General features: G+C 69.0%; 13 protein-coding genes. 11 read left to right on the top strand and 2 right to left on the bottom strand.

Going from position 1 to position 12,709, the window contains the following annotated elements; genetic code table 11:
* The first annotated feature begins 214 nt into the window (after positions 1-214).
* The 6 genes from IB269_RS12995 (at position 215) to IB269_RS12970 (ending at position 5,105) form a co-directional block, all read left to right on the top strand.
* Complete coding sequence (locus IB269_RS12995) at positions 215-1,243, top strand: ABC transporter substrate-binding protein (RefSeq protein WP_043780730.1); 1,029 nt, start codon at positions 215-217, stop codon at positions 1,241-1,243.
* A 10-nt stretch (positions 1,244-1,253) separates the two neighbouring features.
* Complete coding sequence (locus tag IB269_RS12990) at positions 1,254-1,769, top strand: nucleoside deaminase (protein ID WP_012203068.1); 516 nt, start codon at positions 1,254-1,256, stop codon at positions 1,767-1,769.
* A 54-nt stretch (positions 1,770-1,823) separates the two neighbouring features.
* Positions 1,824-2,861: an ABC transporter substrate-binding protein gene (locus IB269_RS12985; RefSeq protein WP_043825805.1), complete on the top strand. Its 1,038-nt coding sequence runs from the start codon at positions 1,824-1,826 to the stop codon at positions 2,859-2,861.
* A 69-nt stretch (positions 2,862-2,930) separates the two neighbouring features.
* Entirely contained in the window at positions 2,931-3,773 is an 843-nt protein-coding gene (locus tag IB269_RS12980) for an ABC transporter ATP-binding protein (RefSeq protein WP_012203070.1), read from the top strand.
* A 16-nt stretch (positions 3,774-3,789) separates the two neighbouring features.
* The gene (locus IB269_RS12975) at positions 3,790-4,557 is read left to right on the top strand and encodes an ABC transporter permease (protein WP_012203071.1); all 768 of its coding nucleotides are present in this window, start codon (positions 3,790-3,792) and stop codon (positions 4,555-4,557) included.
* Positions 4,558-4,571: 14 nt separating this feature from the next.
* On the top strand, positions 4,572-5,105 hold the full coding sequence (locus IB269_RS12970) for a nucleoside deaminase (protein WP_192367325.1): 534 nt from the start codon (positions 4,572-4,574) through the stop codon (positions 5,103-5,105).
* Between the two features lie 24 nt (positions 5,106-5,129).
* Here the strand turns inward: IB269_RS12970 and IB269_RS12965 are convergent, their stop codons facing one another.
* Entirely contained in the window at positions 5,130-6,896 is a 1,767-nt protein-coding gene (locus tag IB269_RS12965; RefSeq protein WP_192367324.1) for a phosphoethanolamine transferase, read from the bottom strand.
* A 135-nt stretch (positions 6,897-7,031) separates the two neighbouring features.
* Between IB269_RS12965 and IB269_RS12960 the strand changes: the two genes are divergently transcribed.
* Together IB269_RS12960 and IB269_RS12955 are read left to right on the top strand one after the other, a co-directional pair.
* The gene (locus IB269_RS12960) at positions 7,032-7,706 is read left to right on the top strand and encodes a response regulator transcription factor (RefSeq protein WP_013804362.1); all 675 of its coding nucleotides are present in this window, start codon (positions 7,032-7,034) and stop codon (positions 7,704-7,706) included.
* On the top strand, positions 7,699-9,126 hold the full coding sequence (locus IB269_RS12955) for an ATP-binding protein (RefSeq protein ID WP_123694264.1): 1,428 nt from the start codon (positions 7,699-7,701) through the stop codon (positions 9,124-9,126). The genes IB269_RS12960 and IB269_RS12955 overlap by 8 nt, the downstream gene beginning before the upstream one ends.
* Here the strand turns inward: IB269_RS12955 and IB269_RS12950 are convergent.
* Positions 9,078-10,349 (bottom strand): aminopeptidase, encoded by a 1,272-nt coding sequence (locus tag IB269_RS12950; RefSeq protein ID WP_192367539.1) that lies wholly within the window; start codon positions 10,347-10,349, stop codon positions 9,078-9,080. The two genes, IB269_RS12955 and IB269_RS12950, sit on opposite strands and share 49 nt — an antisense overlap.
* A 22-nt stretch (positions 10,350-10,371) precedes the next feature.
* Between IB269_RS12950 and IB269_RS12945 the strand changes: the two genes are divergently transcribed.
* The 3 genes from IB269_RS12945 to IB269_RS12935 are packed head-to-tail and all read left to right on the top strand — an operon-like array spanning position 10,372 to position 12,696.
* Positions 10,372-10,980 (top strand): hypothetical protein, encoded by a 609-nt coding sequence (locus IB269_RS12945; RefSeq protein ID WP_192367323.1) that lies wholly within the window; start codon positions 10,372-10,374, stop codon positions 10,978-10,980.
* Between the two features lie 24 nt (positions 10,981-11,004).
* Entirely contained in the window at positions 11,005-12,333 is a 1,329-nt protein-coding gene (locus IB269_RS12940) for a class I SAM-dependent methyltransferase (protein WP_013804358.1), read from the top strand.
* A 33-nt stretch (positions 12,334-12,366) separates the two neighbouring features.
* Positions 12,367-12,696 (top strand): DUF1840 domain-containing protein, encoded by a 330-nt coding sequence (locus IB269_RS12935; RefSeq protein WP_013804357.1) that lies wholly within the window; start codon positions 12,367-12,369, stop codon positions 12,694-12,696.
* The last annotated feature ends 13 nt before the right edge of the window (positions 12,697-12,709 follow it).

Below are 12,709 nucleotides of genomic sequence, written 5' to 3'. Positions count from 1 at the left end.
CACCGAGGGTGTCGTCCCCCTCCCGCGCAGCGAGAGAGGGGGAAGGCGCGAAGCGACTCAGGGGGTGGTACGCACTTTGCATACAAGCATCGTTGAGTAGAAGCGTTCAGCACGCGCCCAGTGCGCGTTGCCCGGAAATTGCTCATGTCACGCCAGCCGCCCGGCCCCATGCCAGCGGCCGGTCCCCATGTTGATAGCGACTGAGAGTTCCACCATGCAACGCCGCCATTTCCTTGCCGCTGCCGCCCTTCCCGCTGCCAGTGCCGTGATGCCCGGCGCCTTCGCCCAGGGCAAGGCGCTGACACCGCTGAAGTTCACGCTGGACTTTCGCGTGACCTCGCAGACCGCGCCCTTTTTCGTGGCGCTGCAAAAGGGCTACTACCGCGACGAGGGGCTGGACGTGAGCATTGACGTGGGCTCGGGCTCGGTGGCATCCATCACGCGGGTGGCCAGTGGCGCCTACCAGCTGGGCCTGGGCGACATCAGCTCGCTGATCGAGTTCCAGGCGCAGAACGCGGGCGCGGCGCGGGTGCAGGCCGTCTACCAGTACTACAACCGCGCGCCGTTCGCCATCATCGGCCGCAAGGACCGGGGCATCACGGGCGAGTTCGCCAGCCTCAAGGGCAAGAAGGTGGCCGCCGCCGCCGTGGAGTCCACGCGCCGCGTCTGGCCATTGGTCGCGCAGCGCCAGAACCTGCCGGCCGACCTGTTCGCCTGGACCACGACGGAGTTCTCGGCGCGCGACAACGTGGTGGTGCGCGGCGATGTGGATGCGGCCACCTATTTCCATGACTCGGCCGTGTCGCTGTTCGCACGCATCAAGCCCGAGGAGCTGTCGGTGCTGCGCTATACCGATGCGGGCGTGCAGCTGTATGGCAACGCCATCCTGGCTTCCAGCGCGCTGGTGGCCGAGCAGCCGGCGCTGGTGGCGGGATTCCTGCGCGCCAGCAACCGCGCCCTCATCGAATGCCTGGCCCAGCCCGCGCTGGCCGTGGCCGCCGTGCGCCAGCGCGAGCCCATCCTGGATGAGAAGCTGGAACTGGCGCGCTGGGCCATCACCTCGCAATACCTGGCCGCGCCCGATACGCAGCGCCACGGCCTGGGCGACATCGACCCGCAGCTGCTGGCCCGCCAGGCCGAGCAGGTCAGCCAGGCCTTCGGCCTGAAGGCACCCGTGTCGGCCGATGCGCTGTTCAACCGCAGCCTGCTGCCGCCGCTGGCCGCGCGCATGGCCAAGGCCTGAGGGATCGCACATGGACCACGCCACCGTTTCACTGCCCCTTGAGGCCTCGCTCGACGAGCGCGACGGCCTGTACCTGCGCCGCGCCATCGCCATGGCCGACCGCGCGCGCCAGCGCGGCAACCGCCCTTTCGGCGCGCTCATCGTGGCCGCCGATGGCCGCGTGCTCGCCGAGGCCTCCAACGCCAATGGCGAGAGCGGCGACTGCACGGCCCATGCCGAGCTGTCGGCCATCCGCCTGGCCAGCCCGCTGCATGACCGCGAGGCGCTGTCCGCAGCCACCTTGTATTCATCGGCCGAGCCCTGCGTGATGTGCGCGGGCGCCATCTTCTGGTCGGCCATAGGCCGCGTGGTCTACGGCATAGACGCGGTGCGCCTGCGCGAATTCCGCGGCGAGCGCCTGGACCAGAAGGATGCCGAGCTGTCCTGCCGCGATGTGTTCGCCGCCTCGTCCCACGCCATCGAATGCATAGGCCCGGCGCTGATCGGCGAGGCCGCCGCTTCGCACCAGGGCGCCTGGAAAAGCTGACCCGGCCCCGTTCCGTCCCCCCGTTTCTTTTGACCACCAGAGAGGAAGCCCACCATGCAAAAACGACTGTTCCTGCACACCGTCCTGGCCCTGTCCGCCAGCGCGGGCCTGGCAACGGCCCATACACAGGCCCACGCGGCCACGCCGCTGAAGTTCCAGCTGGACTGGCGCTTCGAGGGGCCGGCCGCCTTCTTCCTGCAGCCGGTGGCCAAGGGCTACTTCAAGGACGCGGGCCTGGATGTCACGGTCGATGCCGGCAGCGGCTCGGGCGGCGTGGTGCAGCGCGTGGCCTCGGGCGCCTATGACCTGGGCTTTGCCGACATCGCGGCGCTGATGGAGTTCCAGGCCAACAACCCGGACATGCCCAACAAGCCCGTGGCCGTGATGATGGTCTACAACAACACGCCGGCCTCGGTGATGGCGCTCAAGAAAAGCGGCATCGCCAAGACGGCCGACCTCACCGGCAAGAAGCTGGGCGCGCCCGTGTTCGATGCGGGCCGCCGCGCCTTCCCGCTGTTCGCCAAGGCCAACCAGGTCGGCACCGTGCAGTGGACGGCCATGGACCCGCCGCTGCGCGAGACCATGCTGGTGCGCGGCGATGTGGATGCCATCACGGGCTTCACCTTCACCTCGCTGCTGAACCTGGAGGCGCGCGGCATCAAGGCCGCCGACGTGGTGGTCATGCCCTATGCGGACTTCGGCGTGAAGCTGTACGGCAACGCCATCATCGCCAGCCCGAAGCTGATCAAGGAGAACCCGGCCGCCATCAAGGCCTTCCTGCAGGCCTTCGCCAAGGGGGCCAAGGAAGTCATCGCCAACCCGGGCGCGGCCATTGCCTACGTGAAGGAGCGCGACGGCATCGTCAACACCCAACTCGAGACACGCCGCCTGCAGCTGGCCATCGACACCGTGGTCAACAGCGCCGACGCGCGTGCCGAGGGCTTTGGCCAGGTCGTGCCCACACGCCTGTCGCTGATGGCGTCGCAGGTCTCCGATGTCTACGCCACCAAGACGCGCGTGAACCCGGCCGAGGTCTGGAACGGCAGCTTCCTGCCGTCTGCGGCCGAGCTGAACATCCTGCCCAAGAAGTGACGACAAAGTGATTGACACCGTGCGCGTGCGCCAGCGGGTGGCGCGCACGGCCCTTGCCTGCTGCCTGCCATGAATTCCTCCACATCCCACGGCGATGACGACGCCTTCTTCGTCGAGTTCCGCGACGTCTGGCTTGCCTACAACGAGGAGCTGCTGCGCGCCAACCACTTCGCGGTCGAGGCCATCGACCTGCAGGTGCGGCGCGGCGAGTTCATCGCCATCGTCGGCCCCTCGGGCTGCGGCAAGTCCACCTTCATGAAGCTGACCACGGGGCTGAAGATGCCGTCCATGGGCCGCGTCATGGTCAACGGCGAGCGCGTGACCGGGCCGCTGAAGATCTCGGGCATGGCCTTCCAGGCGCCGTCGCTGCTGCCCTGGCGCACCACGGTGGACAACGTGCTGCTGCCGCTGGAGATCGTGGAGCCGCACCGCTCGCTGTTCCGCCAAAAGCGCAAGGAGTACGAGGCGCGTGCGCGCGCCCTGCTGCAGAAGGTGGGCCTGGGCGGCTACGAGGACAAGTACCCCTGGCAGCTGTCGGGCGGCATGCAGCAGCGCGCCAGCATCTGCCGCGCGCTGATCCACGAGCCCCAGATGCTGCTGCTGGACGAGCCCTTCGGCGCGCTGGACGCCTTCACGCGCGAGGAGCTGTGGTGCGTGCTGCGCGACCTGCAGGCCGAGCAGCGCTTCAACGTCATCCTGGTCACGCACGACCTGCGCGAAAGCGTCTTCCTGGCCGACACCGTGTATGTGATGAGCAAGAGCCCGGGCCGCTTCGTGGTGCGCCGCGACATCGAGCTGCCGCGCCCGCGCGAGCTGGAGCTGACCTACACGCGCGAATTCACCGACATCGTGCACGAGCTGCGCGGCCACATCGGCGCCATGCGCAAGACCGGCGCGGCCATCCAACAATAGAATGGGGGAGATTCACATGCACAAGAAATACGCGGAACGCTGGGCGCCCTGGGTGCTGCTGCTGGCGGTCATCCTGCTGTGGCAGGTCATCTGCTCGGCCTTCGAGGTCTCGGAATTCATCTTCCCCAGCCCCTGGGCCATCGGCCGGCAGCTGGCCGAGTTCAGCGGCATCATCGCCGCCCACGCCTGGCGCACCTACTGGGTGACCATGGCGGGCTTTGGCATCGCCATCGTGGTGGGCGTGCTGCTGGGCTTTCTGATCGGCTCCTCGCGCCTGGCCTATGCGGCGTTCTATCCGCTGATGACGGCCTTCAACGCGCTGCCCAAGGCGGCCTTCGTGCCCATCCTGGTGGTCTGGTTCGGCATCGGCGCGGGGCCGGCCATCCTCACGGCCTTCCTGATCAGCTTCTTTCCCATCATGGTCAACATCGCCACCGGCCTGGCCACGCTGGAGCCCGAGCTGGAGGATGTGCTGCGCGTGCTGGGCGCCCGGCGCTGGGACGTGCTGATCAAGGTCGGCCTGCCGCGCTCCATGCCCTACTTCTACGGCTCGCTGAAGGTGGCGATCACCCTGGCCTTCGTGGGCACGACGGTCAGCGAGATGACGGCGGCCAACGAAGGCATCGGCTACCTGCTGGTGTCGGCCGGCTCGTCCATGCAGATGGGCCTGGCCTTTGCAGGCCTGATCGTGGTGGGCGCCATGGCCATGGTGATGTACGAGCTGTTCAGCGCCATCGAAAAGCGCACCACCGGCTGGGCCCGGCGCGGCTCGCAGGGTGAGTGAGTGAGAATCCGGCCATGATGCCCGCACCCACGACGCCGCCGCCCATGACGCCCGTGACGCCCATGATGCTCCTGACCGACGAACAGGCGGCCCGCCAGCTGCGCCGCGCAGGCGCCGTGGCCGGGCGGGCCATGGCCATGGGTCGCCACCCCTTTGGCGCGCTGCTGCTGGCGCCCGACGGCGAGACCGTGCTGGCCGAGCAGGGCAACATCGACACGGTGAACCATGCCGAGTCCACGCTGGCGCGCACGGCGGCGGCCAACTATCCGGGCGCCTACCTGGCGCAGTGCACCCTGGTCACCACCTTCGAGCCCTGCGCCATGTGCGCCGGAACCATCTACTGGGCCGGCATAGGCCGTGTGCTCTACGGCGCCGAGGAAACGGCGCTGCTGGCGCTGACGGGCGACCATCCCGAAAATCCCACGCTGTCCCTGCCTTGCCGGGAGGTCTTCGCGCGAGGGCAGCGCGCCGTGCAGGTCATCGGTCCGGTGCCTGCGCTGCACGAGGAGATGCTGGAGCCGCATCGGGGCTTCTGGCAGCAGCGCTGAACGGCGGCTGCGCCCCGCGCCCGCTCAACTGCGGCAGCCGGCCAGCGCGTCCAGGGGCTTCTGGTAGGTGGGGCTGGTCACGTCCAGCAGGCCCAGGGTGGTGTGGTAGAGGTTGTCGTGCGACAGCGGCGCGTCCAGCTGGCCGCGCACGCAGCGCTCGGACACGCCGGTGCGCTCGCCCAGGTTGCCCAGCCAGGCAATCATGGGAATGTGCTTTTGCTCCTCGGGCGCCATGGCGTAGGGCATGCCGTGCAGGTAGATGCCCATCTCGCCCAGCGACTCGCCATGGTCCGACATGTAGACCATGCCGGTCTGGTAGCGCGACTGCTGGCTTGCCAGCCAGTCGATGGTCTGCGACAGGAAGTGGTCGTTGTAGCGGATGGAGTTGTCGTAGACGTTGACCACCTGCTCGCGCGAGCAGCTGGACAGCGCATTGGTCAGGCATTCGGGCTGGAAGACCTTGGTCTCTGGCGTGGAGCGCTTGTAGTAGGCCGGGCCGTGGCTGCCCATCTCGTGCATGACCAGCACCACGCCGCGCTCGCGGCGCTCGCGCGGCAGGGCGGCGATGCGTTCGTCGATGCCGCTGAGCAGGATGCCGTCCAGGCATTCGCCGTCGCTGGAGCACAGGGCCTTGCCGTCGGGCGTGTTCAGGCGGTCGGCCGTGCTGGCGTTGGGAATGCGTTCGCACACGCCCTTGCAGCCAGCCTGGTTGTCCACCCACAGCACGGCCAGGCCGGCGTTGTACAGCACGTCCACCAGGTTGTCGTAGTCCACCTTGCTCTTGTAGAAGCCCGTGCGGCCCAGGTGCGAGAACATGCAGGGCACGGATTCGCGCGTGCTGGTGCCGCAGGAGGTCACGTTGCTCCAGTTGAGCACCTTGCGCCTGGCCAGCTCGGGCGTGGTGTCGCGGGCATAGCCGTTCAGGCCCCAGTTGGCGGCGCGCGCCGTCTCGCCCACGACGATGACGAACAGCGGCGGCTTGCGCTCGGCCGCGTAGGTGGCGCCCAGCGTGGCGCCGGCCGCAATGCTGGCAAACGGGCGCTTGGGCCGCAGGATGGGCTTGAGCACCGCGTCCAGCGAGGCCAGCACGGGGCTCACGGGGTTGAGCATGTGGCGCATCCACAGGTTGTTGCGGATCACGGGGGCCAGCTCGCGGTACGAGACAAAGACCGATGCCGCCAGCAGCACCACCGAGGCGGCCAGCAGCCCCAGCGTGCGCAGCACCGTCTGCGTGCTGCGGCGCGGGCGGATGATGCGCAGCCGCAGCAGCCAGGCCGTGGGCAGGCCGGCCACCAGCAGCAGCTGCAGCAGCAACTGGGGGTTGAACAGGTCGCTGCTTTCGCGCAGGTCGGTCTGCAGGATGTTGTTGATCATGCCGCCGTCCATCACCGTGCCGTAGGCGGTCATGAAGTACTGGGCCGAGCCGGCAATCCAGGGCAGGGCGATCCACAGCGGCTTCATGCCGCGCGGCCAGGCCGTCAGCGACAGCAGCAGCAGGATGCCGCCCAGGCCCAGCGGCAGCAGGCGCAGCACCAGGGTGGCCAGGCTGCCGTCATAGCCTTCCAGGTGGGGCAGGCGCAGCCACAGCGCCCAGTTCGCGGTGGCCAGCAGCCACAGCGCCAGCACCACGGCCACGGCCTGGGGCGAGCGCGGGGCGCTCCAGGCCGTGCGCAGCCGTGCCGGGAGGCTGGCGGGGGCCGCCTGGGCAGGCTGGACAGAAGATGGGGCCGGGGCTTGGCCGGTGCCGGAGGAGCCGGCAAAGGGGGGGCGGGCGAGCAGGCGTTCTGACATGGCCGCGAGCGTAGAATTCGCAGCTTAAGAACATCTGAACCCCGCGTTCAGACTCCGTTCAGCTTGAACCCCTCCCGTCCCCTCTGTTGCGCCCGTACCCGGTGCACACCCTGATGTGCGAAGGCCCAGCCTCCCATGCGAATCCTGCTGGTCGAAGACGATGAGGCACTGGCCCAGGCGGTGGGCAGCTATCTGCGCTCCAAGGCCTTTCTGATCGACAGCGTGCCTTCTCTGGCCCAGGCGCGCGCCTGCCTGGCCGGTGCCAGCTACGCGGCCGTGCTGCTGGACCTGCACCTGTCCGACGGCGACGGCCTGGCGCTCATGCCCACGCTGCGCCGGCTGGAGCAGCCTCCCGTCACCATCGTGCTGACGGCACGCGACCAGGTCAGCGACCGCATCCGCGGGCTGGACGCGGGGGCCGACGACTATCTGGTCAAGCCCTACGACCCCGAGGAGCTGCTGGCCCGCCTGCGCGCCGTGAGCCGGCGCGGCGGCGGCATGCAGGCCGGGCAGGACGCCGTGCTGCGCATGGGCACGCTGGAGATCGACCTGGCACGCGAAATGGTGCGCGATGCGGGCCGCACCCTGCTGCTCACGCCCAAGGAATGGGCGCTGCTGCGCGTGCTCACGGCCCAGCCGCAGCGTGTGCACGCGCGCGAGCATCTGCTCGATGCGCTCTACGGCTTCGATGCCGAGGCCGACAGCAACACGCTGGAAGTATTCATCAGCCGGCTGCGCCGCAAGCTCGGGCGCGACCGCATCCTGACCGTGCGCGGTACCGGCTACCGCCTGGCCCTCGAGCATGGATGAGCCGCAGCGCTACAGCCTGGCGCTGCCGCCCCGTCTGGCCGACCAGCTGGCCCGCGAGCTGACACTGGCCCTGGCCGCCGTCTGGCTGGCCTGCGTGCTGGCGCTGGCCTGGTATGTCAGCCACATCGTGCACCACAACTTCGACCAGGAAATGATCGACAGCGGCCACCGCCTGCTGGAGGTGGCCGTGCACCAGCTGGAACAGGAGGACCACTCGCGAGAGGGCGTGCAGCGCCCGCATGTGGCCTCGCAGCCGGGCGACGAGGCCGAGGATCTGGTCTACCAGCTGCAGGACGGCCGCGGCAACGTGCTGCTGCGCACCCAGGCCGCCCCCGTGGCAGCCTTTGCCGTGCCCATGCGCGAGGGCTTCTACGAGCGCGAGGGCTGGCGCATCTATGTGGTGGCCCATCCCCGGCAGCCGCTGTTCCTGATGCTGGCCGATCCCATGGTCGAGCGCAGCGAGGCACTGCAGCGGGCGCTGCTGGCGCTGGGCGCGGTGATGCTGGTCATGCTCGCCCTCATGGGCTGGGCGCTGCGCGTGACCGCGCGGCGGCGCCTGCGCGTGCTGCGCGACATGCAGCTGCAGCTGAGCGAGCGCGGCGGCTCCAACCTGGAGCCGCTGGACCTGGACGCCATGCCGCGCGAGCTGTGGCGGCTGGGCCGGGGCATCAACCACCTGATGCAGCGCCTGTCGCATGCGCTGCAGGTGGAGCGCTCCATGGCGGCCAATGCGGCCCACGAGCTGCGCACTCCGCTGGCCGTGGCCACGCTGCGCCTGCAGACGGCCCTGGACAGGGGCGTGGACAACACCGATGTGCGCGCGGCCTATGAGGCGCTGGAGCGGCTGCGCCAGCGCACGGAAAAGCTGCTGCAGCTGTCGCGCGCGGCCTCGGGCTCGGCGCTGGCGCAGGACGAGGTGCGGCTGGACGCGCTGGCCAGCATGGTGGCCTCCGAGTTCTGGCAGCAGGACGAATCCACCCAGCTGCGGCTGGACGTGGTGCTGCCCGAGCAGCCCTGCGGGCCGGTGGCGGGCGATGTGGACACGCTGGCCATCGCCTTGCGCAACCTGGTGGAGAACGCGCTGCGCTACAGCGATGGCTCGGAGGTGCTGCTCGAAGTCTGCGACAGCCACACCGTCCAGGTACGCGACGAGGGGCCGGGCATGGATGCGGCGGCGCTGAGCACCGCGCGCGAGCGCCATGTGCGCCATGTGGACGACCTGCGCCTGCCCCAGGGCACCGTGCGGGAGCTGGCGTCGCCGGGCTACGGCCTGGGCCTGTCCATCGTGTCCATGATCGTGGCCCAGCACGGCGGCAGCCTGGAGCTGCAGTCGCCACCGCCTGGCAGCTCCAGCGGCCTGCTGGCACGCATTCAGTTGCCGGGGCGCGATCCGTCCGCGGATTCCGACGCCCCGGCCTGATCCGGGGCGCAGGCAGGCGGCAGGAGCGCATCGGCGGGCATGAGACCGCACAGCCTTGTGTTGCGCTGCAAGGCAGGCAGGGCGGCCAGTTTCTCTACCTCGGCATAGAAACGCTGCCAGCCCTGGGCGGCCTCGCCGCCGGCCTGGGTCTGCGCCTGGGTCTGCGCCTTTTTCCACAGCGCGGTGAAGGCCGGCACCCAGTCGTCGTAGGCGGCCAGCGCGCCAAAGCTGGCGTTGTTGGCATCGGCCACCCACTGGTCCAGCCGCGCCTGGTTGCGGTCGTAGAGCTGGCGCTGTGCATCGGTGGTCAGCAGGGCCGCATCGGCGCTGCGCCATTGCGCGCGCAGCGCAGCGTAGTCGCTGCGGAACTGCTGGTAGATCTGCGCCTTGGCCTGCGCCATGGCGGGGCCGCGCTGCTGCGGGTCCTGGTAGAGCTGCTGCAGCGCCTGGCGCGTGTGGCCGGTCAGCGCCCGCCACTGCGCGCGCCGCAGCTGGCCTGCATCCCAGCGTGCGCGGGCGGCGGGGCCGGCCTCGGTGGCCAGCCACAGCGGCGTGCCCAGGCGCTCCACGGTGGTGGCAAAGGATTCGTTGAAGGCCGTGTCGCCGGCCACATAGACCACCTGGTGGGCCAGTTCGTGGAACAGCAGGCCGGCGAACTCGCCCTCGCCCCAGCCGATGAAGGTGTTGAGCAGCGGATCGCCGCCCAGCCAGTTCAGGTAGCCCAGCGTGGAATAGGCGGGTACGCCGTAGCTGCCGGACTCCAGGCCCTGGTCGGCCAGTTGCCGTGCCTGGGCCATGGCGTCGGCCTCTGCAAAGTAGCCCCGGTAGCCCACGCAGCCGGCCACGGGAAAGCACCAGCGGTGCAGCTCCAGGCTGTCGGGCGGCGCCGCCACCACGTTCCATACGGCAAACGGCCGCTGCAGATCGGCATAGCGGCGGTAGCTGGCGTTGTCGGGCAGGCCCAGGCGCTCCACGGCAAAGGCGCGCATGCGCCGGGCCGACAGCAGGCGCTCGCGCAGTGCGGGCGCAAGGTTCTCGTCCTGCAGCCAGTCGTCAATCGGGCGGCTGGCCTGCAGCAGGTGCATTTGCCCGCGCAGGCTTTGCCAGTAATAGCCCAGTCCGTCGCCACCGGCCCCCCGGCTGGCACAGCCGCCCAGCAGCAGGCCTATGCCCACCAAAATCGCGGGCAGGCCGCGCCTGACTACACTCAAGCCTTCTCGCACCCTTGGCCCCCTTGCTGCTTTCATGGACTTCTTCACGCTGGCGATCATTGTCTTCATCGCAATCTACCTGCTCAAGACGCAGCAACAGCGCCGGCATACCCTGCTGCTGGCCCAGTATCTGGGGCGATTCCAGATCGAGAAGCTGATGGGCGGCCTGATCGAAGGCTATCTGCGCGCCCTGGGTGAGAGCGACGAGCAGCGCCGTGCCCAGATCTGGACCGTGCTGGACAACACCGAGGCCAACCTGGCCGAGCAGTTCCAGCGCTTTGCCAAGGAGATGGCCACGGCCGATCCGCAGCTCACGCGCGTGAGCACGCTGCCCGTGGCGCTGCCCTATCTGGACCGGCTCTTTCCCTCGTCGTCCTTCGATCTGCGCGACGCCATGCAGCTGCATGCGCGCGGCATTGCCTCCGTGCGCGTAGCCGACAGCCGCAACGAGGACGAACGCCGTGCGCGCGCCTTCACGATGACGGCCGAGCTGTTGCTCATGCAGTACACCTGTCATTGGTTTTGCAAATCGCGCGCCGTGGCATCCCTGCGGCTGGTCGCACGGCACAAGACGCCCTTCGAGCAAGTGCTTGCTTCGGTGACGGATCAGACACGGCGCGACTACAGGCAGCTGATCGCCTGATCACTCCCGCTGTGGCGGAGCGCCATGCCCCGCCATGCACAGCCCAGGCTGCGATTGACGCAGTGCGCCTTGCTGTCAAAAATGAACGCCATGACACAAGTGCTGAGCTCCATCGAGGCGCGGCTGGCGTCTCTCCCTGTCCCCGTGGCCGTGATCCTGCCCTCCGGCCAGCGCGCTGGTCCTGCGGATGCGCAGGTGGTGCTGCATTTCCAGACCATGTCGGCCATGGCCAGCCTGGCGGCCGGGCAGATAGGGACACTGGGCAGTGCCATCGTGGAAGGGCTGGTGCGCATCGATGGCCGCATGCGCGACGTGATGGCGGTGGCCGCCAGCCTGCTGCAGTCCGATCCGGTGCGCGGCACATCGCACTGGTGGGGGCATGCCATGGCCCGCATGCGCTCCATGGCCGCGCACACGCTGGCGCGCGACGCCCAGCAGATCCAGTTCCACTACGACATCTCCGACGACTTCTACGGCCTGTGGCTGGACCCGCGCCGCGTCTATTCCTGCGCCTATTTCCGCGATCCGCAGATGACGCTGGCCCAGGCCCAGGAGGCCAAGCTGGAGCACATCTGCCGCAAGCTGGACCTGCGGCCCGGCGAGCGCTTCCTGGACATCGGCGCGGGCTGGGGCGCGCTGCTGCTGTGGGCGGCCGAGCACTACGGCGTCACGGCCACGGGCATCACGCTCTCGCACAACCAGCACCGCTACGTGCAGCAGCTGATTGCCGAGCGCGGCCTGCAGGGCAAGGTGGACATGCAACTGCTGGACTACCGCGCGCTGGCGCCCGCCCAGCCCTTCGACAAGATAGGCTCGGTGGGCATGTTCGAGCATGTGGGCCAGGCCCAGCTGCCCGAGTACTTCCAGACCGTGCACCGCCTGCTGCGCCCGGGCGGCATGGCGCTGATCCACGGCATCACGGCGGGCGGCGTGGACAACACCGAGCTGGGCGCAGGCATGGGCGAGTTCATCGACCGCTACATCTTCCCCGGCGGCGAGCTGATGCATGTGAGCCGCGTGCTGCACGACATGGGCCACAGCGGGCTGGAAATGGTGGACACGGAGAACCTGCGGCCCCACTACGCACGCACGCTGTGGAACTGGTCCGACGCACTGGAAGCCCGGCTGCCGCAGGCACAGCGTATCCTTGAGCAGCATGCCGATGCCGAAGGTGCCGCCAAGGTGCTGCGCGCCTACCGGCTCTATCTGGCGGGTTGCGCCATGGGATTCGAGCGCGGCTGGATCGCCCTGCACCAGATGCTGTGCACGCATCCCGATGGACGGCTCCAGTCGGGACCCATGGTGGGGGCTCAATCGGACTATGCTTTCAACCGCGAGTACATGTACCGCTGAGTGCATGACACGCCACACAGAAAAAGGATAGCCATGCTCTACAAGTTCAAGTCCCGTGCCACGGCCGACGTCATCATGCTCGAATCCAACGGCCGCCAGGTCCTGGAGATCGTCGGCAAGACGCCCGGCGCCAGCGGCATCATCACGGTGCAGCAGATTCCCGCCGCCATCGAGGCGCTGGAGGCCGCCGTCGCCGACGACGACGCCCGCCGCAAGGCCAGCCATGAAGACGAGTCCCAGGACGGCGAGCAGGACAGCGCCGCAGCGGGCGCGCGCGACGCCGTCAGCCTGCGCCAGCGCGCCGCGCCCATGATCGACATGCTGCGACGCAGCGCCGCCGAGAACAGCGACGTCACCTGGTAAGCCGGCGGCCCCA

The sequence above is a fragment of the Delftia sp. DLF01 genome, assembly GCF_014852125.1.
GTDB classification, from domain to species: domain Bacteria; phylum Pseudomonadota; class Gammaproteobacteria; order Burkholderiales; family Burkholderiaceae_C; genus Comamonas; species Comamonas acidovorans.
The sequence above is the reverse complement of the archived record's forward strand: the minus strand, read 5'-3'. Positions and strand labels throughout refer to the sequence as shown.

Coding starts and splice junctions, on each gene's coding strand:
- IB269_RS12995 (WP_043780730.1), top strand. CDS start 215: ATGCAACGCCGCCATTTCCTTGCCGCTGCCGCCCTTCCCGCTGCCAGT.
- IB269_RS12990 (WP_012203068.1), top strand. CDS start 1,254: ATGGACCACGCCACCGTTTCACTGCCCCTTGAGGCCTCGCTCGACGAG.
- IB269_RS12985 (WP_043825805.1), top strand. CDS start 1,824: ATGCAAAAACGACTGTTCCTGCACACCGTCCTGGCCCTGTCCGCCAGC.
- IB269_RS12980 (WP_012203070.1), top strand. CDS start 2,931: ATGAATTCCTCCACATCCCACGGCGATGACGACGCCTTCTTCGTCGAG.
- IB269_RS12975 (WP_012203071.1), top strand. CDS start 3,790: ATGCACAAGAAATACGCGGAACGCTGGGCGCCCTGGGTGCTGCTGCTG.
- IB269_RS12970 (WP_192367325.1), top strand. CDS start 4,572: ATGATGCCCGCACCCACGACGCCGCCGCCCATGACGCCCGTGACGCCC.
- IB269_RS12965 (WP_192367324.1), bottom strand. CDS start 6,896: ATGTCAGAACGCCTGCTCGCCCGCCCCCCCTTTGCCGGCTCCTCCGGC.
- IB269_RS12960 (WP_013804362.1), top strand. CDS start 7,032: ATGCGAATCCTGCTGGTCGAAGACGATGAGGCACTGGCCCAGGCGGTG.
- IB269_RS12955 (WP_123694264.1), top strand. CDS start 7,699: ATGGATGAGCCGCAGCGCTACAGCCTGGCGCTGCCGCCCCGTCTGGCC.
- IB269_RS12945 (WP_192367323.1), top strand. CDS start 10,372: ATGGACTTCTTCACGCTGGCGATCATTGTCTTCATCGCAATCTACCTG.
- IB269_RS12940 (WP_013804358.1), top strand. CDS start 11,005: ATGCCCCGCCATGCACAGCCCAGGCTGCGATTGACGCAGTGCGCCTTG.
- IB269_RS12935 (WP_013804357.1), top strand. CDS start 12,367: ATGCTCTACAAGTTCAAGTCCCGTGCCACGGCCGACGTCATCATGCTC.